The organism is Chryseobacterium scophthalmum (assembly GCF_900143185.1).
Lineage (GTDB): Bacteria > Bacteroidota > Bacteroidia > Flavobacteriales > Weeksellaceae > Chryseobacterium > Chryseobacterium scophthalmum.
The window spans coordinates 732,633-752,870 of the sequence record NZ_FSRQ01000001.1; the positions used below are offsets into that span (position 1 = coordinate 732,633).

The window sequence follows — 20,238 nt, forward strand, 5'->3', positions numbered from 1 at the left end:
TAATCAAAAATAATACTTTTACAAGCTACTTTCTTCTGTTTTAAATTTTTCATAAAACCAAAACAATCCGAATAAATAAAATGAATGGAGTAGCTGTGCTTCAATGGCAGACCAGTTTTCGATGGAGCAGCTTCCAAAAATCAAAATACTCATTAACACTAAAGCTGAATATAAAGTATATTTTGTTTTAAAATTAATCAACAACAATATTCCAAGAATTGTTTCGGCAATAGGTAAAACATAACCAAACGGAACAATTATAAGTTTTGGAATCATCGATTTTTCCATTGTGGTAACCATCCAATCGCTAAAAGTATGAAGCTTCGGAATTCTTACCAATCCGTGTCCCAATAAAGAAACGGCAATTGGAAGTTTTAAAAAGAAGAATGCTGTTTTAAAATCTTTCATCAATTACTGACTTTTCAGTTTTTTCATAAACTCCATGATGGCAGGTCGCAGATCTTCAAATAAAGGATGCTGTTTGTTTTTTAACATCACTTCTGTGAAAAGCTTTAACCCTAATGCAAATTCCTGAGCAGTATTTTCGTCTTCAAAAATATTTTTGGCTTTTATAACCTCAAATATTTTAAAAAGATCGTCATGATTTTCAAAATCAAAATCTAAGTTTTTATCTCCAGCAGAACCATCTTTTAATGATAATTCTTTAAGCTGGAGATGATATTTATTGTTTCTTTTTTCCATTTTTAAAAAGTATTTACCAATTGATCTATCGTTTCAATTTCTTCTTTTGAAAGATTAATTTCAATAGCTTTTGCATTTTGAACTGCTTGTTCCGCATTTCTGGCTCCCGCTAAAGCGATGGTAATTCCAGGTCTTTCTATTGTCCATCTTAAAACTAATTGTCCCAAACTCGCATTATGCTTTTCTGCAATAGGTTTAATTTTATCTAAAAGCTGATTTGTTTTTTCAATAAATTCTGGCTGGAAATGAGGAAGTTTTGCCCGGTGATCTCCTTGCTGGAATTTATGATCAGTTGTCATTTTACCTGTCAACAAACCTCTTTCCAACGGACTGTATGCTAAAATAGATTTATTGTTTTCTATACAGTAAGGAACTGTTTCTTCCTCAATCCCACGATTGACCATACTAAACGGAATCTGGTTGGAAACTAAATTCAGCGTTTTTTCTGCTTCTTCCATTTGCTGGGCATTATAATTACAAACTCCGGCAAAACGAACCTTTCCCTGATCAATCAATCTTGAAACGGCTTCAAAAGTTTCATCAATCGGTGTGGTAGAATCTGGCCAGTGAATTTGATATAGATCGATGTAATCTGTGCCGAGTCTTTTTAAACTTTGCTCACACTCATAAATGATGCTCTCTTTTCCTGCGTATTTATAAACATCAATGTCTTTTCCGTCATTATTTTTGCTGTGCATTGCAAAATCACCTTTCGCCAAATCCCAACGCATTCCGAATTTTGTAAGAATCTGAACTTTATCACGCGAAATTCCTTTGATGGCTTCACCTACTATTTCTTCGCTCGTTCCCTGTCCGTAAATGGGAGCTGTATCAATAGAACTTACACCAACATCGTAAGAAGCTTTGATAGCTTCAATCGCATCGTTTCTGTCTGTGCTTCCCCACATCCAACCTCCTGCAGCCCAAGCTCCAAAAGTAATTGCTGAAATTTCCAAATCGCTGTTTCCTAATTTTCTGTATTGCATTTTATATAATTTTTTATTTAATGAATTGTAAAAAAGATTAATTTAATTTTTATTCGATCTCAAAAAGAGATAAAGAATAGGCTATTACAAATTTTGACAAAAAAAACGGCAAAATACTTGTAATAATTCTACAACATATTGTAATTTTATTATATGAAGAGAAAACAGTTTGAGCCTTTAGAGCTTGATTGCTTTGAAGCTGAGGTTTATCCGTTCCCCAATCACAGTCATACCTATTACGAGCTTGTTTTTATTGTAAAAGGAGCAGGAAATCATCACATCAACAAACTGGTAATTCCTTATAAATCCGGAGATCTTTATTTGATTTCTCCCGATGATGAGCATTTTTTTGACATCAAAAAATCAACCAAATTCTGTTTTATAAAATTTAACGACAGTTATTTTAATTTTCACAAAAACCTTTCTCCGGACGACATTTTCATGGCTTCACCTTTTGATATTATGCGAAATCCTGTATTTAAAGAAGAAAAATTAAATTTTGATGAGCCGTGCAAAAGCATTTTAAAGAAAACTGTTGAAAATATTTTTGAGTATCACCGGTATCATAAAGTTTCAGATTCGCCGATTGTCTTTTTCCAGATCATGTCGCTTTTTGGTTTAATCCGTGAAGTTTCAATGAAAAACATGAAGTTTAATATCGACCGGAAAACACCTGAAAAGGAAGACCTCATCACCTACATTCATAAAAACATTTATAATCCTGAATTTATAAGAATGCATATTATAGCCAAGCATTTCAGCATTTCACCAGGTTATTTCAGTAATTATTTTAAAAGAAATTTTGAAGTAAGCTATCGTGATTATGTGAAAAATTATAAATTAAGATTAATAGAAAGAAGAATTCTGTCGGGTAAAATGACCATGAAGCAGATCGCTTTCGAGTTTGGGTTTACAGATGAAAGCCATCTCACCAATTACTTTAAAAAGCAGATGAAAATAAATCCTTCTCAGTATAAATTGAAGTTTGCAGAATAATTTCTCTAAAAATCAAATTTCTGTTTTTAATCACTTTAGAATTAATAAATCTTACGGAAATTTGCAAAAAATAAATCAATGAAGGTTATAGATGTAGAAAGTTGGAACAGAAAAGAGCATTTTGAGTTTTTTTCTAAAATGAAAAGTCCATATTTCGGATTTACAACGGAGGTAGACTGCACGAAAGCTTATGATAAAGCCAAAAAAGAAGGTCATTCTTTTTATGCTGTTTATCTTTATAAATCAATGGTGGCAATCAATACTGTGGATGAATTAAAACTCAGAATTGTTGACGGACAAGTGATCTTGTATGATGAGGTACATGTAGGAGGCACAATTGGAAGAGCAGACGGAACGTTTGGGTTTTCATTTTTTCACTATTCTCAAGACTTTGAAACTTTTAACGAAAGACTTCAAGAAGAAATTAAATCTGTACAAAATTCTACAGGTTTAGGAATAAGCAACGATGTTTTACCTATTAATCACATTAGGCATACTACAATTCCGTGGAACTCATTTACTACCATTTTGCATCCGACAAATTTTGATCCTAAAGAATCTATACCAAAGATTGCATTTGGAAAATTCACCATTCGTGAAGGTAAAAAGTATCTTCCGGTTTCTATTGAGGCACATCATGGATTGGCAGATGGGCTTCATTTGGCAAAATATATTGAAGAATTTCAGAGACAGTTAAGCTTATAGTGGTTGATGGATTTTAGTTGATTGTTGATGGATTAGAGTTCAAAGTACTATAAACTAAAAATATATTCTTTTTTCAACCGCAAAAGAATCAAAAGATCGTACTAGGATTTCGTTATTCAAAAGCTTGCAAAACGATTGGCTATTCAGGCTTTTTAGATTTTGTGAAATTTTGAATTTCTATTTATTCAATAATTTCTTTTGAACCTTTTGCGGTAATATATTTTTCAAAAAAATACAAAAGAAAATCCTGAATAAATCAGGATTTTTTATTACCAATTGCTCAGTCCGTTCTCTAATGCTTTTTTATAATTTTCTTCGTCAAAAGAGTAGAGGTCGGGAGATTTGTGGGCACCGCCACGACGTTGCTCATTTAATTTTTTGAGAATTTCTAAATTTTTTATTTTTCTGTAAAAATTTCCGCGGTTAAGCTCTTTCCCCAGAATAGTTTCGTATAATTTCTGTAATTCTGAAAGGGTAAATTTTTCAGGCAATAAATTATAACCGATTGGCTTATACGTAATTCTTTCACGCAAAGTCAATAAAGCTTTTTCTATAATTTCGCGATGATCCATTGCCAATTCTATTTCGTTTAGCTGGCTCAGAGAAATCCATTCACATTTTTCGCTGAGCTCATCTACGACAAGAATTGCATTATCAGGATTGTATAAAGCATAATATCCTATAGAAACAAAACGCTGTTTCTGCCATAGAGAATCGTCGAAGTCTTCAAAATAAAATTCGCTTCTTTTATTTTTACCAAAAACAGCAAACTCTTCCAAATAAACATCAGAAATTCCTGCTCTTTCTTTTAAAACTCGTTTAGCTGCATCATCTATATCTTCTTCTTTTTTTACATAACCACCCGGTAAAAGCCATTGCTTACGATACGTCATCTGAAGAAGAAGAACCTTTAATTCACTTTGATCAAAACCAAAAACTACAGGGTCTGCAGAAAGGTGCGGAAGAAAAAGATCTTTTGCCTCCTCAGATTTCTTTAAAAATTGTTGTTGTGAATCCATAAACTGTTTGTGAATACTTAGTTCGACAAATTTAACATTAAAAATTTAACATTAACCCTAATAATACAATTCCGAAACTTTTTTTAGATTTTTTTAAACTTTCTCTCTATCATAAACTCATAATGAAGCAATGATATATTTAATTTTATTTAATAATAAATTACTTATAATCAAATTTTTAAAGCCCTATTTCTTTCCAACATTGTCTTTGAAATTGATAATTAAGGATAAAATTATTGTCCCAAATTAAGATATTATCAACAAAAGAGGTTATCTTAGCCTCTTAATTTTAATGTATATGATAAATAATGAAGTAAAATCTAAAAGGAACTATACGATTCCTTTGATTACTATTACGCTTTTATTTTTTATGTGGGGATTCATCACATGCATGAATGATATCCTCATTCCATACCTGAAACAACTATTCAAACTGACGTTTTTCGAATCGATGTTGGTGCAGTTTTGTTTCTTCGGAGCTTATTTTATAGGCTCGTTAATTTATTTTCTGATTTCCATGTCGAGCGGAGATCCCATTAACAAAGTAGGTTACAAAAAAGGAATTCTTTTCGGGATTTTCCTTGCAGCTTTCGGATGTATTTTATTTTATCCGGCGGCAACATTCTCTTCTTACGGATTATTTTTAGGCGCTTTATTCGTTCTAGGATTAGGATTTACCGTTCTTCAGATTACCGCAAACGCTTACGTATCGCTTTTAGGTTCAGAAGATTCTGCATCAAGCCGACTGAATATGACGCAGGCTTTCAATGCTTTCGGAACAACGATTGCCCCGGTTTTAGGCGGACATTTAATTTTTGAATTCTTCTCTGCAGCTGACGGATCTTTCTCAGCAGTGGCAACAAGAATTCCTTATTTAATCTTTGCAGGGATTTTATTATTAGTGGCTTTATTGATTTCAAGAGTAAAATTACCATCTTTCCAAACTGCGGAAGAAGAAATTGAAAAAGGTTTAGGTGCACTTCAATATCCGCATCTTTTATTCGGCGTTTTTGCGATGTTCTGTTATGTAGGTGGGGAAGTAGCAGTAGGAAGTTTTATCATCAGCTTTTTAGAACAACCTCAGATTATGAACCTTAATGAAGTGGTAAGTAAAAACTATCTTTCTCTGTATTGGGGCGGTGCGATGATTGGACGTTTCTTAGGTGCGATTTCATTAAATCATTCGATCAGTCAAGGAAAGAAAGCATTATATATGTTGGGAGCTGCAGCTGCAGTGTTTCTTGTAATTTTCAGTATTGTTGATCTTACATTCTCACAAATCAGTTTCTTCTTAGTATTTATTGCTTTAAACTTTGTGGCGTTCTTTGTAGGAAAATCTGCTCCGGCAAGAACGTTATCCATCTTTGCAGGAGTCAACGTTTTATTATTGATATCTGCAATGTTAAATCATGGCGAATTGGCAATGTACAGCATTTTAGGAATCGGAATTTTCAACTCGATTATGTTCTCTAATATTTATACACTTGCAATTTCAGGATTAGGAAAATACACAAGTCAAGGTTCTTCATTAGTCGTAATGGCTATTTTAGGAGGTGCGATTGTTCCTATTTTCCAAGGCTATTTGGCAGATGTTTTCGGAGTACAGCAATCATTTATTATTCCTGTGTTCTGTTATATTGCCATCTTAATTTTTGGTGCTTATTGTACTAAATATTTAGGACACGTAAAACAAGATGCTGATGCGAAATCTGGACATTAATATTTTTAATTTTATATATTGAAAAACCTGCTTTAAAGCAGGTTTTTTTGTTAGTTATCTAATTTATAATCAAAAAAATTACACTTTTACAATTTAGAGGCTGAAGGTTTCTCTGGTGTTGCATCAATAACATAAGAATGAATATTTGTTCCTAATTTCTTATTTAATGAATCAACATTTTTTTGAATATTTGATACATTATTTAATTCTTTTTCACTGTAACAGACGGCAATAAATATCCCATTTTTATTTTTTTCAACTTCCAAATATTTTACAAGTTGAATTTCAAGGCCATTCCAGAATTTAGAATTATTTGCTTGCTTTATTTCTATTAAAAATTTATTATTATATCCGCTGCTGAATTTGAAATCTACTGGACCTCTTCCTAAATTTACCTCTCTGTTCAGATCAATATTATTAGCTTCGCAGTAATGAACTACAATTCCATAAAAAATTAATTGAACAGCTTCCTCTTTTTTATGTTTTTTATTATCATTCCAAAGCAATTTATATCCCGAATTATTTTCTAAAAAATGAACAAAATTATTTACAACTGTATGAACAAAATTTTCAAAATCTTTATCTGAAATAACATCTATATTTTTTATTTGATTCTCTTTAGTAAATTCTTCTGTAGTATTTATCCATTGATATAATCCACTAGCATCTTTAACTATATCATATGGATTCGAACCTGTTCTTTTTAAAAAATCTTCAAAATTATTAACCCATTGTCTATTTTGTCTGGCAATCTGAATTAAATCCGATTTTTTTAAATTTCCTTTTATTTCTAAACTATACTGTTCTCTAATTTCTTCATTCAAATTATCCCAACAGTAATCCCAAAAATCACTAGCATTTATAGTTGGAAGTTCTCTTAAAAACTTTTGTGGTACTAATATTATAGCTTCTTTATTATATGGATTTATTGGTAAGCTGACTTCTTTAGACTCCCATCTATTAAATCTATTATTAAATTCATATTGCTTAATTTTTATAATATCTGTTTTTACACCATGTTTTGTGCAAATACGCTGAGTGTATTCTATTAATTCCCTTTTTACCAAAGTAGCAGTCATATCACTTATTCTATCGCACCCAAAACCTAAATTAAACAATCCTATTTCTTCAAAAAAATTGTAATTCGTAACTCCCATTTCAATAGAATCAAAAATAGAGTCAACAATTATTTTAGAAAAACTACCACCAGATCCTGATCCTCCTGTATCACTTTCTGCATAGCCCAAACAGATTTCAGAAACCTCAGGAAAACTCATCATTCTCAGAAGCTGTTTGTATCTCATGTCAGAATTATTTTTTTTAGAAACAGCTGCTATTTCAAATGCTTTATTAAAAAAAGATATTGTATTATCATATGACTTCCCAAATAATTCATCTTCAGCCTTAAACAACAAAAATGGATCTATAAATAATTTTGTATCACGCTTTAAAATTGGATCAAACCATTTATCATCCAAATCACGAGCTATGTTAAAAATAGTTGAGAATTTCATAAATATGCTTTTTATTATTTTTTCTTGCTAAGAAGAATGTTATTCGAATATAAAGAATCATTTATTTCAAATAATACGGATTTCCGTAATTCCAAAAATAAATCCTAATAAATTAAAAATCTTCCGTATTTCTACTGAAATAAATATTCTAAGCATAATAGGAGATTAAAACAAACCACCACATACCAAAGACTCAAATCATTAGATCAAGCATTCCGCACTTCTACAAAACCTCTAAACCGATAGATTAAACTCATTGTACAAGTACAGAATATTTTATCTACCAGAATAAACTCTCCGTCACACTACAAAAAGTTTAAACCAATTGTTTTACTCAAATGAAAAAATGATTATCTTCATGCTTGAAATATTTAGATAATTTCTAACAAAAACACACTTGATTATGAAAATTTCATTCACAAGGCTGAGTACAAAAGACTTGGCTACACTTACCCAACGTATTATTAATACTTCAGATTCCGGTACGTATGGAGTCATTGCTAATCATCCGCTTCTTACAGAGCTCAAAACAAATTATGCAGATTACGATGCTGTTTACACCAAAGAAACATTCAGTGGTAAAGGTGCAGATGTTGCAGGTGCAGACAGAAGCAGAGATATTGCTTTCAGAAGCTTAAAAAACTTCCTGAACGGATACCGGAAAATGGGAACCATGCCCAATTATCATCTTGCCGAAGATTTATTTGAGATTTTTAAAGCGTACAGTCTCAATCTTGACAAAATGAGCTATTCGTCCCAAACCGCACAGATGAAAAAACTCATTGAAGAACTTGAAACCTCAGAAAATATTCAAAAGCTAAACGCTCTTTCGTTACTTCCGTCTTTCAATGAAATGAAGTCTAAACATGAAGACTTCGAATTGTTATTTGCAGAACAGGCAGGAGCGAATGCCCATCTCAGACAAATGAAAAATGCATCAGCAATTCGCAGAGATCTCGAGAAAATTTTAAAATCTTTCCTCAATCTCATCACCGCTATGAAAGATATTCAAGATTGGAAATTGCTGTATGCAGATCTTAATGAACTGGTAAAAGCAGCAAAAAATTCTACATTAAATAAACCCGAAAATAATATCCCACAATCTTAAAAAAATTCCCCTCCTTTGGAGGGGTGGCGAAAATTCAAAGAATTTTTGACGGGGTGGTTACATAATTGGAAACTAGCGTCAGTTCGAGTTTTTTCGTAGCAAAGTGGAGAAAAATGTATCGAGAACCGAATTTAAAAACATAAACTTCTCGATACGCTTTTTTGCAAAAACTACTCGACGTGACGGCTTGACGAATAAATATGAATCATAAAAAACGAGAACCTTTTACAGATTCTCGTTTTAATTTTTGCTTTAAAATAGTTCTCGATACAAATTCTTTCAGAATTTTACTCGAACTGACGGAAGTTGATCATTAATCATCCAAGTAAATATCATTATTTGCTTTTTTCGATTTTAAGAGCATAAAAGCTAATCCCAAACCTAATCCGGCAACCAATGCAATTTTTGTTTTCTTTCCGGGAACAGGAAGGATGGTTTCACCATAAATTCGATGAGGTTCTGATGAAGGTTCAAGTACATTTCCGGAATCGGGTGGTGCGTTTTTAAGTTTCATCATTAATCGCATTCCTGCAGAAGCGGTATTGATAATAACTTTTGGAAACATTTCATATAAATTGACCAATGCTCTCGATTTAAAATCCGGAAACAAATCCTTTTGTGGTTCTTTCGCCAACTGTACAATTTTATCTGCGGTATCTCTAGGATCTGAAGCAAATGGTGGAATTTTAAAATCTAATCCTGAAAACTTTGCCGAATGCATATTTCCTGTAGATCTTTGAATTTGAGGATACAGATTGGCAATATGAATGTTAGGATAATCTGAAATTTCGCCATGAAGACATTCCATCATTCCACGGATCCCGAATTTTGTTGCCGAATAAACTGCGCTGTAAGGAGCCGGCATAAATCCGCCAATTGAAACATTATTGATTAAAATTCCTTCATTCTGTTCTTTGAAAAGCGGTAAAACCGAATACGCTCCATGCATATATCCGAAAAGATTGGTTTTAACGACCTGCTCGTGAAGCTCCATCGGAATTTCTTCAAATTTTCCGCTTGCCATTACTCCGGCATTGTTTACCCAAATATCAATTCTGCCAAATTCTTGTACTGCAGTTTTCAAAAGATGGTCTACCTCTTCAGCTTTCGAAACATCAGTAGAAACTGCAATAGCATTTACGCCTAAGTCTTTACAGATCTTTAATGTTTCGTCTAAAGCTTCCTGACCTCTTGCTGCGATAACGATGTTACAACCTTCAAAAGCAAAGGCTTCAACAGCAGCTCTTCCGACTCCACTGGTTCCTCCTGTAACGACGACAGTTTTACCACGAAGGCTTCTTTTTTCTAAACTGTTTTGTGATTTCATATTGTGATGTTTATAGATTTGAGATAAAGTGTTATCTGTTACCTATCTATTTTTACACCAAATAAGAATTTCTGAGCTATTAATTTTAAATCTAACTATTATTAAAACAAAAAACACAGACTAAATTGCCTATGTTTTGTTTGAAATAATATTTAAATTGAGTGTTTTATCTGTATAAATCGAGTTCGAGAAAATTGTTTGTTTTTTTAAGTGCATCTTTTCTTTCTTTTTCCATCAACTTTAGCATATCATCTTGCGAATATGTTTTACCATCGAAAGTAATCGATGATGAAACGGTCACAGGAGCTGAAATACTTGAGGAACCTGAAGTTTGTCGCATATCTTTCACAGGATCTTTCTTATAATTATTCCATAATTTTTTGAATTTTTCTTCGTCTACGACAATTTCCCTGTTTTTTTTGCTAAGCAAATCATCAAAATCAGCAGTCACTTTTTTTGTTGCGATAAGCGTAAATTGATGGTCACCTTTAGAATCTTCAGCTTTTACAATAAGACCGGGAAGCCCACAAAGCTCGTGTGGTCCATCCTGAATCGGAATTTCCGGTGCAAACCAAACATTCCATTTTCTGCCGTGCAAAACAGTTGTTGCCAACTGAACATCATAACCCAGAACTTTTGATTTTTCTTTGCCGATTTCCCATTTTATTTTTTTATCATAAACAATTAAAAGCCGGTTTGAGCTGATGCTTCACTTTAATGTTCTTTTATAATCGGGATAAGTTTTTATCACTTCTGTACTTACTTTAGACTGTTTCAAATTGGTAAAATCAAAATGTGTCTTCTGCGTTGCCTGTGCATCTTTAAATGCCGCAGTCATTGTAGAATCATAAATAGCTTTTACCTGACTGTAAAATTTAGAACCTTTGGGAGAAGTCTGCAATACCATATTTTCAATTTCTGATTTATCGCGATTCAGAGAATCAATTTTGAAAGTGTATTCATAAATGAACTGATTAGATTGTGCTAAACAGAAACCTGCAATTAATAATAGCAGAATAGATAATTTTGTTTTCATATTTGTGATTTTATTTAGAATGTAACGCTTTCATCTTTATCATTGTAGATAATTACATGAGCATCTTCTTTTTTACCTGTCTTGTGAACCGATTTTGCGGCAAGTATTTTAAAATTTTTCGGATGATAAATGGTGTATGTTCCATTTTCCGGATTGTGAATTACTTTTTCTGCATTTTCAAAAGAAATATTATCATTTTTAATCATAACATTACCTTCGTAAATGGTCGTTTTATCTTCTAAGTTTCTTTTGATTTTATCAGATTTAAAAGTAAAACTTTTGATGATCTTTTTTTCCTGTGCAAAAGTGTTTTGAGAGAGTAGAAGAAGCATAAGAATGCCTGAGATTGTAAAAAGTCTTTTCATATATTCAATTTTATGAAAACGAAAATACAGATAAATCTCAACCTGGTGTAAAATTTAATATTATTTATGATTTATAAGAAATTTTTAACTAAAACACTTACAGTAAAAGACTTCACCAGAGAACTGACAAGAAATATACAAGACCGGAATTAGAAATAAAAGCAGAAAAGGAACGTTAATCAAAGCAACAGAATATTGCTTCTTAAAAATTCTAACAATAGAATCTGTGATAAAACCCACCAATAAAATAATCAGAACAAAAGCGAAGAGAAAAGCAATCCCTAAACCTACATCAGTACGATGCTCTCTTTGTCGATTAGCCTCGATCGCTATTTCCGAATAAAAATACAACAAAAGCATGGGAATTGCTACTGCCAAAATTCTGATGATAATGTGTCTGGTGATTTTCATAAATCTTATATTTTTATTTGTTCGTCACTTTCATATTCTTTTTTAAACTTTCTGAAGAAAGATTATTTTCAAAACTGAACGGAACCGATTTTAAAGTCTTTCCTTTTTCAGGAACCAGAACATTAAAATGCAAATGTTCACCTGAAGCAAAACCTGTCGCACCGCTCAAACCAATAGGTTGATTTCTTTTTACAGCATCACCAACTTTTACAAAACTTCCATCTTTTTTTAAATGTACATATTGGGTGAATAATCCACTTTCTGGGTGATAAATGGTAATGTAGTTTGCATAATCTCTCCATTTTCTGTCGTTTCCGCCATATTCATAATCTTTAATAACACCGACAACAAATCCATCATCTGCACTTGTGATGGTATCTCCAGTTTTCATATTAAAATCTACAGCATATCTTGAATAATCATCATTGTGACTGAAGTTTCCATTATTAGATTGCATAATTTGATACGTTTTTCCTTTAGAAAAGGGGAGTGCAAGATTATTTTGTTTTATCGCCTTACGATCATCACCAAATGCCTGATTAATATTAAATTTTATTTTTTCGATATTAATATTCTTTGCAAAAATCTTGATTTCAACAAAAGAATTTTCATTAGCCATAACCTTTAAAGTATCATCAATTAAATTTTCGCCTTTTAAATAGTCTGAAAAAACTATAATTCTTAAAGGGCAAAACAATGGATTTTCAATTTTGAGAGATAAGGTATCGTTCTTATAATCTTGTGCATAACTATTTCTAAACTGATTCAATTTCACATTCGGAAGTTCCTGCGCTTTATAAAAAGAAAAGCAAAAAAATGAAAGAATGAAAAATACTTTAAAAAATTTCATATGCTTTAATTTGAATTTAAAAATACAATAATTAATGAATAAGAGACGTTTTTACAAGTTCACTTTCAAAAACAATATCTTTAATTAGCTTTTCAGTATGATAAAATAAATCGCTGTTCTCATTCATTTGATTTTCAAGAACAATAATATGTAAATCAGCTTTTGGAACATAAATATTCAACGACGAAAAACCATCGCCTAAACCTGTGTGACCAAGATATTGTATTCCCTTGGTTTCAGCAATTCTGATATTGTAACCATAACCCATTTTCTCTTTTCCAAAAACATCATGCTGTGATTTTACAGATTCTGTGGTCATTAATTGATAAGATTTCGGGCTTAAAATCTTGCCTTTATGAAGTTGATTATTCCAAATGATCAGATCTTTTACAGTCGTAATCACTCCATCTGCAGGTAAATTTTCGTCATTGATCATTGAATTTTCTACTTTCGTGAACTTATTTTCTTTATTGATGTAGCCAAAAACAAGATTTCGTTTATCGTTTTTAGAATAGCAGAATGTATCATTCATCTTCAGTTGCTTAAATAATTTTGAAGCCAATTCCCTGTACGATTTCCCTGATACATTTTCAACAATTTTCCCTAAAAGGTTATTTGAAAGATTACCATATTTAAAATCAGTTCCTGGTTTAAAAGCTAAAGATTTTTCAACATCTACAATTCCGTGAGTATGATTCAAAAGCTGATGAATGGTCACAGAATCTGCCCAAGTTTGCTTCAGTTCGGGTAAATATTTTTTGATAGGAGCTTGGAGATTAATTTTTCTTTTTTCAACTTCTTTCAAAACTAAAACAGAGGTAATTTGTTTGGTATTAGACATGATTTCAAACTGATTGTTCATTTTCAGAGGAGTTTTATTTTGAATATCTGAAAATCCGAAAGCTTTAGAATAAACAGTTTTACCGTTTTTATTGATCAGAACGACACCGTTAAAGTTTAACGGTTCTTTAATCTGTATAATACTGTCTATTTTATTTCGCCAATTTTTATCGGTTTGAGAAAAAAATTTAACACTTAAAGAAAAAATAAGAAAGGTCGAAATTATCTTTTTTGAAATCATTATTCTGTGAATTTTTTAGAGTTTCCAAATATAATCTTTTACACTATTTCATGGAAAAAAACTATTACGCTTAATACATTTTTTTGCTTTCTAAAATCTGACAATCATTGAACGAATCATTATCTTTACGTAAATTTTAAATAAAATGAAAATAGAAATCTGGTCGGATGTGATGTGTCCGTTTTGTTATATTGGAAAGAAAAATTTTGAACAGGCTTTAGAAACTTTACCTTTCAAAGATGAAGTAAAAGTAGAATGGAAGAGCTTTCAGCTTGACCCAACTTTGGAACAATCGGAAACAAAAACTACTGCAGAATATTTCAGAGAGAAAAAAGGGTTTCCGGAAGAACAGGCAAAACAAATGACTAATCAAGTGATACAAATGGGAGAGGCTTCAGGAATTGATTTCAATTTTGAAAAAGCTTTGATTACCAATACATTTACCGCTCATAAACTTCTTCATTTAGGAAAAAAACATAATAAATCTAATGAAATGGAGGAGGAGCTATTCAAAGCTCATTTTCTGGATGGGAAAAATGTAGGCGACATCGATACGCTTATTTCTTTGGCGGTTTCTTTAGGAATTGATGCGGAAGAAGCTAAAAAATCTTTACAGTCTGAAGAATTTGATTACGAAATCAATCAGGATATTTTAGAAGCTAGAAATAATGGGATTTCAGGAGTTCCGTTTTTTATTCTTAATGGTAAATATGCGGTTTCAGGGGCACAACCTGCAGAAGTTTTGAAAAACGCTTTAACTCAGACTTATGAGGAAACCGTAGTTCCTTTTAAAGATAATACACAAAACAATCTTTCTTGTGATACAGATGGTTGTTCAATTTAACATAATATAACTTCATGATTCAATTAAATAAAGAACTTTCTTATCCGATTTCTGAAACTCTTTTTGTGTTTGCATTAGATTCTGAAGCAGGAAAAGTATTTGATCACACCCGAAAATTAATTACCGGAATCGGAAAAGTAAATGCAGCAATTGCACTCACAAAAGCAATTCACGAAAAGAAACCAAAACTGATTGTCAATCTTGGTTCGGCAGGCGGAAATGGTTTCAAAAAAGGAGAGATTATCTGTTGTACACAATTCATTCAACGGGATATGGATGCCCAAGGTTTAGGTTTTAAAAAATTTGAAACTCCTTTATCTGGAATTCCTATTGTTTTGGAAAATGGGCTTAAAATGGATAATTTACCAGAAGGAATTTGTGGAAGCGGTGACAGTTTTGAAATGAACCACATCAACACAGAATACAACGTTATCGATATGGAAGCGTATCCTTTGGCATTGATTGCTATGCAGGAAAACATTCCGTTTTTATCTTTAAAATATATTTCTGACGATGCGGGAAGTGATGCCGCTGATGATTGGTCGGTTCAGGTACATCTTGCTTCGGAAGCATTTAAGCAAATTTTGTTTACAGAAGTGTAAAATTTAAACACAAACTAAAATCAAAACATGAAAGCAATTATTTTAGAAAATGCAGGAGGAACAGAAAATCTGAAGCTTAGAGAAGTAGAAAAGCCGAACATTAAAGAAGGTGAAGTTTTAGTTGAAGTAAAATCCATAAGCATCAATCCAATAGATGTAAAAACCCGTTCAGGTAAAGGAGCTTTTCAAAAATTAAAAGATGAAAATCCATTGATTTTAGGTTGGGATATTTCCGGAGTTGTCGTTGAAACCAATTCTTCGATGTTTAAAGTGAATGATGAAGTTTTTGGAATGATTAATTTTCCGGGACACGGAAAAGGTTATGCTCAATTTGTTGCTGCTTCTGAAAATCATATTGCTTTAAAGCCAAAAAATATCAGTTTTGAAGAAGCTGCAACGACAAGTTTAGCGGCCTTAACCGCTTTACAGGCAATCGAAAAAGCTGAAGTGAAAGAAGGTCAAAATGTTTTGATTCATGCTGCTTCGGGTGGAGTTGGTCATTTTGCCGTTCAGATTACAAAATATTTGGGAGCTTCTGTAACGGGAACATCATCCGACAAAAACAGAGAATTTGTTTTGAATCTCGGAGCTGATCAGCATATCGATTATAAAAATTATGAATGGGGAAATTCTGAAGAAAAGTTTGATTTTATTCTAGATACAATCGGTGGTGAAAATATTGATCATTCTGTAAAAGTTTTAAAAGAAGGTGGAATAATCATTAGTATTCCTAGTGGTTTGAATGATGATATAGAAGAAAAAGCGGCTTCTGTTAGAGGAAAAGGCTTTAAAATGATGGTTCAATCTGATGGAAATGATATGAAAAAGCTCGCCGAGCTCTTAGAAAAAGGCTTTATAAAACCTCATATTTATAAGGTATATCATTTTGATGAAATGTCTAATGCTCATGAAGAATTGGAAAAGGGGAGAACAGTTGGAAAAATCGTGGTAAATTTCAAAAAATAACAGATTAAATTGATCAACACAAATGAATTATGGAGAATATTTCTGAAATAATATTGCATTTTAATTTTACCCAAACCAGAAAATCTAAACAGTATTTAGCATCATTTTTCAGTCAAAAAAATTTTAATAAAAACCAAACTTTATACACGCAGCAAAAGCTAAAGATGTTTTTAGAAAACTTCCAGCTTATTAACGAATACAAGTGTAGTGAAAATATTATTTCTTCTATTCAAAAGTTCTTAGGAGAAGTAAATTCCGACAATTATAATCTGCTGACAAAAATTACGTACAGAGAGTTTTTCAACCAAATCAATAATAATATTACTTTATTTATTGAGTTTTTTTATCGTTTTGAGGTTGTGTTAAAAAGCTTTCAGAAATCCAATCTTTGTAAAGATTATTCTGATGAAATTGAAAAAAACATTCAATTTATCGATTCTTTATCTGTAAATGAATATCACCATAAAATTTTAGATTTCAAACAAAGAAAAAATATCTTAATCAAAATAGAAGCTGAAGTTAAAAACGGAAACTTTGTATCATTCTGGAATTTCTTCTACATGTTTGATGTTTATGCAAGCATTGCAAAAGGAATAAAACAACACAATTTAAAATTTCCTCAATTTAATTCTGATGCTAATTTTATGATTGAGAATTTTTATCATTTAGACTTAAAAGATGCGGTTAAAAATACTATTGAAGTAAAGGAGAAGAATACAATTATCTTTACAGGAGCCAATATGTCTGCTAAATCAACCGCCATGAAGTCAATCAGCATCATTGTTTTGTTGGCTCATTTAGGAGTTGCAGTTCCGGCTGAAAATTGTAATATTCCGTTTTATGAAAGCATATTTTTGCATTTTTCTGTAAATGATAATCTGAAAGAAGGATACAGCCACTTTATGCAGGAAATTGTAAATCTTAAAAATGTACTCCAAGAACTAAAGACCAAAAACTGCTTTGTTGTTTTTGATGAAATATTTAATGGAACCAATATAAATGATGCCGCAAAAATAACAGTTGACACGATAGATGGCTTATCTAAATATAAAAACTCGATGTTTGTTTTTTCAACTCATTTAAATTTGATAGAAAATTATTTAGTGAACAATAAAAATATTATGTTGCTAAATCTGGAATCTTTTCTTACAGATAATGAATTAACATTTACGTACAAGCTAAAAGAAGGCTGGTCTAAACTCGAAATCGGAAAAATACTTTTTGATAAATATGGCTTAAATGATTTATTAAAACAACATTAATTAAAAATCTACTTATGAAAAACTATATATTTTTAGCATTTGCAATACTTTTCGAATCTGTTGCAACATCTTTTTTAAAAGCATCTGAAGGATTTACAAAACCTTTACAGACGATAATTTTTGTCGTGGCAATGTCAGCTTCATTTTATTTATTGACTCATGCGATCAAAGTTATTCCAATCGGAATTGCTTATGCAATTTGGTCAGCAGTCGGAATTGTTTTAATTTCTTTAGTAGGATATTTTGTTTATAAGCAAACTCTTGATCTTCCTGCAATTTTGGGAATAGCCTTAATTATTATCGGAGTAGTGATTATCAATATATTTTCAAAATCGGCGTCTCATTAATTATATGAAGCGATAGTGAGGTTTTACTGTTGCCAGAAAAATATCCAATTTAACATAATATAAATTATAGGATTTTTATAATTATAGAAAACAGAATCTTTTTATCTAATAATCTGGCTACAAAATATTAATATTGAAATTAAGGGCTTAATTATTGATTACAATTTTAAAAATATTTTGATTAGTCTTTTAGCTGATTATTTTTAAAATTGATGCTCAAAATCAAAAATGTTTAATCTGTCATTCTTTGATAATAAAATGAATAATAAAAATATTTCTTGAAACTTCAATTAAACTTAATACAATCCGGAAAATATTTTTTAAACGATTCTCAGCGATTAGAATTTGAACATAAATTCTCAATTAGTTTCAGAATTTTTTTATGTTTAAATTAGCAGTAATAAAGTTTAACATACTCTTGAAATTATGAAAAAATATATTGTACTCGGTGCATTGTCAGTTTTGGCAATGAGCTGTAATAAAAAAAATGAAACTGTAAAACCTGTTGTTACTACAGATTCACTTGAAAAACCTGCAGAACCTGTTGTTGATACTTTAGGCGCAAAAACCTTCTGTTATTTGGGAGTTACAGGAAAAGACAGCGTTTTTGTAAGCCTTGACGATAATTTGGGTACGCTTTCAGGAAAAATGGCTTATAAAAACAGTGAAAAAGACAGTTCAAAAGGTGAATTATTTGGGTTTAAATCTGGCGATACTTTAAAGCTGACTTATGAATTTGCCTCTGAAGGAACAACGAGTAAAAGAGATATTTACTTCATTCAGAAAGGTAATGTTTTAACAGAAGGAATTGGAGATCAGAAAGATGAAAACGGAACAATGCGTTATGCAGATGAAAAGAAAATAACTTATAAAGACGGACAAAAACTGGAAACAGCTGATTGCAAAGTCGTCACAAAAGCTTTAAATTAAATTATAATCAAACCAAATCTTTATGCAAAATTTTAATGTGAAACCATTTACGAAAAATGAGTTTATTGACGAATTAAGGAAAAAATTTCCGCAATATAAAATTCAAACCAGTTTGGGTGCGCTGCAGGTTCGGAAAAGTGGTTTTACGCTGACAGGAAATGTAAAAATCGATACAAATCCTGATACCGGAAAAATCACGACAACAACTCAGCTCGATTCTATGCCTTTTTTAATTATTATGTTGCCAATTGGCCTTTACGTTTGGTCTAAAAAACAGAAAATTAAAGACTTTGAAAACGAAGTTATTGAAGGCATAAAAGCCATGATGAACTGATTAAACAAAATAAAAATGCAACTCTTTTGAGTTGCATTTTTTTAATTATAATTCACTATTAAAAGTTTTAATAAATTCTTCAACGGGTTCATTCTGAGTATTCCAAGAAGTTATTAAACGAATTGCTGATAAATTTTCATCTATTTTTTTCCAGATATAAAATTCAAATTTTTCAGATAAAACTTCAATGATTTTATTGTTCAAAATCGGAAAAATCTGGTTGGTAGAAGTATCAGAAAGGAACTGCACTCCCCTTTCAGACAATGCTTTTTTAATCTTCATCGCCTGTTGGTTTGAATTTCTGGCTAAATCAAAATACAAATCGTCTTTCATCAGCTCCAAAAACTGAATTCCCAAAAGTCTTCCTTTTGCCAACAACGCTCCTTTTTGCTTGATATTAAAGGCGAAATCCGGACGCAAATCTTTTTCAGTAATTATTATTACTTCCCCTAATAAAGCGCCATTTTTGGTACCTCCCAGATAGAAAACATCCGTTAATTCAGCAATATCTTTTAGTTCTAAATCGTTCGTTTCTGAAGTTAAAGCGTGGCCCAATCGAGCTCCATCCATAAAAAGATACAAGTTGTTTTCCTTACAAAACTTAGAAAGGTTTTCGAGTTCTCTTTTTGTATAAATTGTCCCAAGTTCAGTAGAATTTGAAATATAAACCAACTTCGGCATTACCTGATGCGGAACATTCTGATGACTTTCCAAAACAGGAATAATATCTTCCGGGAAAAGTTTTCCGTCTTCTTTTTCTATACTTAAAATTTTGTGTCCCGTTGCTTCAATTGCCCCTGTTTCATTATTTAAAATATGTCCGGTTGAAGCAGAAATCACACATTGATAAGGTCTTAAAATTGAAGAAATTACAATAAGATTTGCCTGAGTTCCTCCGGAAACAAAGTAAACTTCAGCGTCCTGATTTTCAATTTTAGCTTTAATTAAATCTTTAGCTTTTTTAGAATAATCATCTTCACCATACCCTGCTTGCTGATCGAAATTATTTCGAAGAAGTGATTCTAAAATCTGAGGATGACACCCTTCGGAATAATCGTTTTTAAAAGAAAATTTCATAGTGTAAAATTAAAAAATCTTAAAATAACAAGACCTACATTTAAAAAATATTTTGT

Annotated in this window: 24 protein-coding genes; 11 read left to right on the forward strand and 13 right to left on the reverse strand. The window is 31.5% G+C overall.

Annotated elements, in window-relative coordinates; all coding sequences use genetic code 11:
• Window positions 1-18 precede the first annotated feature (18 nt).
• Genes BUR17_RS03330 through BUR17_RS03340 form a run of 3 tightly spaced genes read right to left on the reverse strand, consistent with a single transcriptional unit; the run spans window position 19 to window position 1,688 of the window.
• Window positions 19-408, reverse strand: a complete 390-nt coding sequence (locus BUR17_RS03330; RefSeq protein ID WP_074228773.1) for a MauE/DoxX family redox-associated membrane protein — start codon at window positions 406-408, stop codon at window positions 19-21.
• Window positions 409-411: 3 nt separating this feature from the next.
• Window positions 412-702, reverse strand: a complete 291-nt coding sequence (locus tag BUR17_RS03335) for a DUF3861 domain-containing protein (RefSeq protein WP_074228775.1) — start codon at window positions 700-702, stop codon at window positions 412-414.
• Between the two features lie 2 nt (window positions 703-704).
• A complete protein-coding gene (locus BUR17_RS03340) occupies window positions 705-1,688 on the reverse strand; it encodes an aldo/keto reductase (RefSeq protein WP_074228777.1) in 984 nt (327 codons plus the stop codon).
• A gap of 153 nt (window positions 1,689-1,841) precedes the next feature.
• On the opposite strand from BUR17_RS03340, the gene BUR17_RS03345 reads away from it, so the two are divergent.
• On the forward strand, window positions 1,842-2,684 hold the full coding sequence (locus BUR17_RS03345) for an AraC family transcriptional regulator (protein WP_074228779.1): 843 nt from the start codon (window positions 1,842-1,844) through the stop codon (window positions 2,682-2,684).
• A gap of 78 nt (window positions 2,685-2,762) precedes the next feature.
• Window positions 2,763-3,389, forward strand: coding sequence for a chloramphenicol acetyltransferase (locus BUR17_RS03350; RefSeq protein WP_074228781.1), 627 nt, complete (start codon window positions 2,763-2,765; stop codon window positions 3,387-3,389).
• 269 nt (window positions 3,390-3,658) lie between these two features.
• Here the strand turns inward: BUR17_RS03350 and BUR17_RS03355 are convergent, their stop codons facing one another.
• Window positions 3,659-4,408 carry an NUDIX hydrolase gene (locus BUR17_RS03355; RefSeq protein ID WP_074228783.1) on the reverse strand — a complete coding sequence of 250 codons (750 nt, stop codon included), beginning with the start codon at window positions 4,406-4,408 and terminating at the stop codon, window positions 3,659-3,661.
• Window positions 4,409-4,706: 298 nt separating this feature from the next.
• On the opposite strand from BUR17_RS03355, the gene BUR17_RS03360 reads away from it, so the two are divergent.
• Window positions 4,707-6,128 carry a sugar MFS transporter gene (locus tag BUR17_RS03360; RefSeq protein WP_074228785.1) on the forward strand — a complete coding sequence of 474 codons (1,422 nt, stop codon included), beginning with the start codon at window positions 4,707-4,709 and terminating at the stop codon, window positions 6,126-6,128.
• A gap of 86 nt (window positions 6,129-6,214) precedes the next feature.
• Here BUR17_RS03360 and BUR17_RS03365 read toward each other — a convergent pair whose 3' ends face one another.
• Entirely contained in the window at window positions 6,215-7,642 is a 1,428-nt protein-coding gene (locus BUR17_RS03365; protein ID WP_074228787.1) for a hypothetical protein, read from the reverse strand.
• Window positions 7,643-8,045: 403 nt separating this feature from the next.
• On the opposite strand from BUR17_RS03365, the gene BUR17_RS03370 reads away from it, so the two are divergent.
• Window positions 8,046-8,750, forward strand: a complete 705-nt coding sequence (locus tag BUR17_RS03370) for a DUF6261 family protein (RefSeq protein ID WP_074228789.1) — start codon at window positions 8,046-8,048, stop codon at window positions 8,748-8,750.
• Between the two features lie 313 nt (window positions 8,751-9,063).
• Here the strand turns inward: BUR17_RS03370 and BUR17_RS03375 are convergent, their stop codons facing one another.
• The 7 genes from BUR17_RS03375 to BUR17_RS03405 form a co-directional block, all read right to left on the reverse strand.
• A complete protein-coding gene (locus tag BUR17_RS03375; protein ID WP_074228791.1) occupies window positions 9,064-10,077 on the reverse strand; it encodes an SDR family NAD(P)-dependent oxidoreductase in 1,014 nt (337 codons plus the stop codon).
• Between the two features lie 166 nt (window positions 10,078-10,243).
• Window positions 10,244-10,783, reverse strand: a complete 540-nt coding sequence (locus tag BUR17_RS03380) for a GLPGLI family protein (RefSeq protein ID WP_084550375.1) — start codon at window positions 10,781-10,783, stop codon at window positions 10,244-10,246.
• A gap of 3 nt (window positions 10,784-10,786) precedes the next feature.
• Window positions 10,787-11,113, reverse strand: a complete 327-nt coding sequence (locus BUR17_RS03385) for a hypothetical protein (protein WP_074228794.1) — start codon at window positions 11,111-11,113, stop codon at window positions 10,787-10,789.
• A 14-nt stretch (window positions 11,114-11,127) separates the two neighbouring features.
• Window positions 11,128-11,478: a hypothetical protein gene (locus BUR17_RS03390; protein WP_074228796.1), complete on the reverse strand. Its 351-nt coding sequence runs from the start codon at window positions 11,476-11,478 to the stop codon at window positions 11,128-11,130.
• 84 nt (window positions 11,479-11,562) lie between these two features.
• Window positions 11,563-11,889 (reverse strand): hypothetical protein, encoded by a 327-nt coding sequence (locus BUR17_RS03395; protein WP_074228798.1) that lies wholly within the window; start codon window positions 11,887-11,889, stop codon window positions 11,563-11,565.
• Window positions 11,890-11,902: 13 nt separating this feature from the next.
• Window positions 11,903-12,739: a M23 family metallopeptidase gene (locus tag BUR17_RS03400; protein ID WP_074228800.1), complete on the reverse strand. Its 837-nt coding sequence runs from the start codon at window positions 12,737-12,739 to the stop codon at window positions 11,903-11,905.
• A 31-nt stretch (window positions 12,740-12,770) separates the two neighbouring features.
• Window positions 12,771-13,820: a serine hydrolase domain-containing protein gene (locus tag BUR17_RS03405; RefSeq protein WP_074228802.1), complete on the reverse strand. Its 1,050-nt coding sequence runs from the start codon at window positions 13,818-13,820 to the stop codon at window positions 12,771-12,773.
• Between the two features lie 145 nt (window positions 13,821-13,965).
• Between BUR17_RS03405 and BUR17_RS03410 the strand changes: the two genes are divergently transcribed.
• The 7 genes from BUR17_RS03410 to BUR17_RS03440 all read left to right on the forward strand — a co-directional run bounded on the left by BUR17_RS03410 (window position 13,966) and on the right by BUR17_RS03440 (window position 19,105).
• Window positions 13,966-14,664, forward strand: coding sequence for a DsbA family oxidoreductase (locus BUR17_RS03410; protein WP_074228804.1), 699 nt, complete (start codon window positions 13,966-13,968; stop codon window positions 14,662-14,664).
• Between the two features lie 14 nt (window positions 14,665-14,678).
• A complete protein-coding gene (locus BUR17_RS03415; RefSeq protein ID WP_074228806.1) occupies window positions 14,679-15,266 on the forward strand; it encodes a 5'-methylthioadenosine/S-adenosylhomocysteine nucleosidase family protein in 588 nt (195 codons plus the stop codon).
• A gap of 27 nt (window positions 15,267-15,293) precedes the next feature.
• Window positions 15,294-16,232 (forward strand): NADP-dependent oxidoreductase, encoded by a 939-nt coding sequence (locus tag BUR17_RS03420; RefSeq protein WP_074228808.1) that lies wholly within the window; start codon window positions 15,294-15,296, stop codon window positions 16,230-16,232.
• A gap of 29 nt (window positions 16,233-16,261) precedes the next feature.
• Window positions 16,262-17,494 carry a MutS-related protein gene (locus BUR17_RS03425; RefSeq protein WP_074228810.1) on the forward strand — a complete coding sequence of 411 codons (1,233 nt, stop codon included), beginning with the start codon at window positions 16,262-16,264 and terminating at the stop codon, window positions 17,492-17,494.
• Between the two features lie 14 nt (window positions 17,495-17,508).
• The gene (locus tag BUR17_RS03430; protein WP_074228812.1) at window positions 17,509-17,841 is read left to right on the forward strand and encodes a DMT family transporter; all 333 of its coding nucleotides are present in this window, start codon (window positions 17,509-17,511) and stop codon (window positions 17,839-17,841) included.
• 426 nt (window positions 17,842-18,267) lie between these two features.
• The gene (locus BUR17_RS03435; RefSeq protein WP_074228814.1) at window positions 18,268-18,771 is read left to right on the forward strand and encodes a hypothetical protein; all 504 of its coding nucleotides are present in this window, start codon (window positions 18,268-18,270) and stop codon (window positions 18,769-18,771) included.
• A gap of 22 nt (window positions 18,772-18,793) precedes the next feature.
• Entirely contained in the window at window positions 18,794-19,105 is a 312-nt protein-coding gene (locus BUR17_RS03440) for a hypothetical protein (protein ID WP_074228816.1), read from the forward strand.
• 45 nt (window positions 19,106-19,150) lie between these two features.
• On the opposite strand, the gene BUR17_RS03445 is transcribed toward BUR17_RS03440, so the two are convergent.
• Complete coding sequence (locus tag BUR17_RS03445) at window positions 19,151-20,182, reverse strand: threonine aldolase family protein (protein WP_074228818.1); 1,032 nt, start codon at window positions 20,180-20,182, stop codon at window positions 19,151-19,153.
• Window positions 20,183-20,238: the final 56 nt, after the last annotated feature.

What these genes read in the sequence shown, in the direction of transcription:
- BUR17_RS03435 (WP_074228814.1), top strand. Translation starts at nt 18,268, where the DNA reads ATGAAAAAATATATTGTACTCGGTGCATTGTCAGTTTTGGCAATGAGC.
- BUR17_RS03445 (WP_074228818.1), bottom strand. Translation starts at nt 20,182, where the DNA reads ATGAAATTTTCTTTTAAAAACGATTATTCCGAAGGGTGTCATCCTCAG.
- BUR17_RS03410 (WP_074228804.1), top strand. Translation starts at nt 13,966, where the DNA reads ATGAAAATAGAAATCTGGTCGGATGTGATGTGTCCGTTTTGTTATATT.
- BUR17_RS03355 (WP_074228783.1), bottom strand. Translation starts at nt 4,408, where the DNA reads ATGGATTCACAACAACAATTTTTAAAGAAATCTGAGGAGGCAAAAGAT.
- BUR17_RS03440 (WP_074228816.1), top strand. Translation starts at nt 18,794, where the DNA reads ATGCAAAATTTTAATGTGAAACCATTTACGAAAAATGAGTTTATTGAC.
- BUR17_RS03390 (WP_074228796.1), bottom strand. Translation starts at nt 11,478, where the DNA reads ATGAAAAGACTTTTTACAATCTCAGGCATTCTTATGCTTCTTCTACTC.
- BUR17_RS03345 (WP_074228779.1), top strand. Translation starts at nt 1,842, where the DNA reads ATGAAGAGAAAACAGTTTGAGCCTTTAGAGCTTGATTGCTTTGAAGCT.
- BUR17_RS03430 (WP_074228812.1), top strand. Translation starts at nt 17,509, where the DNA reads ATGAAAAACTATATATTTTTAGCATTTGCAATACTTTTCGAATCTGTT.
- BUR17_RS03375 (WP_074228791.1), bottom strand. Translation starts at nt 10,077, where the DNA reads ATGAAATCACAAAACAGTTTAGAAAAAAGAAGCCTTCGTGGTAAAACT.
- BUR17_RS03370 (WP_074228789.1), top strand. Translation starts at nt 8,046, where the DNA reads ATGAAAATTTCATTCACAAGGCTGAGTACAAAAGACTTGGCTACACTT.
- BUR17_RS03350 (WP_074228781.1), top strand. Translation starts at nt 2,763, where the DNA reads ATGAAGGTTATAGATGTAGAAAGTTGGAACAGAAAAGAGCATTTTGAG.
- BUR17_RS03400 (WP_074228800.1), bottom strand. Translation starts at nt 12,739, where the DNA reads ATGAAATTTTTTAAAGTATTTTTCATTCTTTCATTTTTTTGCTTTTCT.
- BUR17_RS03365 (WP_074228787.1), bottom strand. Translation starts at nt 7,642, where the DNA reads ATGAAATTCTCAACTATTTTTAACATAGCTCGTGATTTGGATGATAAA.
- BUR17_RS03330 (WP_074228773.1), bottom strand. Translation starts at nt 408, where the DNA reads ATGAAAGATTTTAAAACAGCATTCTTCTTTTTAAAACTTCCAATTGCC.
- BUR17_RS03425 (WP_074228810.1), top strand. Translation starts at nt 16,262, where the DNA reads ATGGAGAATATTTCTGAAATAATATTGCATTTTAATTTTACCCAAACC.
- BUR17_RS03385 (WP_074228794.1), bottom strand. Translation starts at nt 11,113, where the DNA reads ATGAAAACAAAATTATCTATTCTGCTATTATTAATTGCAGGTTTCTGT.
- BUR17_RS03335 (WP_074228775.1), bottom strand. Translation starts at nt 702, where the DNA reads ATGGAAAAAAGAAACAATAAATATCATCTCCAGCTTAAAGAATTATCA.
- BUR17_RS03420 (WP_074228808.1), top strand. Translation starts at nt 15,294, where the DNA reads ATGAAAGCAATTATTTTAGAAAATGCAGGAGGAACAGAAAATCTGAAG.
- BUR17_RS03415 (WP_074228806.1), top strand. Translation starts at nt 14,679, where the DNA reads ATGATTCAATTAAATAAAGAACTTTCTTATCCGATTTCTGAAACTCTT.
- BUR17_RS03340 (WP_074228777.1), bottom strand. Translation starts at nt 1,688, where the DNA reads ATGCAATACAGAAAATTAGGAAACAGCGATTTGGAAATTTCAGCAATT.
- BUR17_RS03360 (WP_074228785.1), top strand. Translation starts at nt 4,707, where the DNA reads ATGATAAATAATGAAGTAAAATCTAAAAGGAACTATACGATTCCTTTG.
- BUR17_RS03395 (WP_074228798.1), bottom strand. Translation starts at nt 11,889, where the DNA reads ATGAAAATCACCAGACACATTATCATCAGAATTTTGGCAGTAGCAATT.
- BUR17_RS03405 (WP_074228802.1), bottom strand. Translation starts at nt 13,820, where the DNA reads ATGATTTCAAAAAAGATAATTTCGACCTTTCTTATTTTTTCTTTAAGT.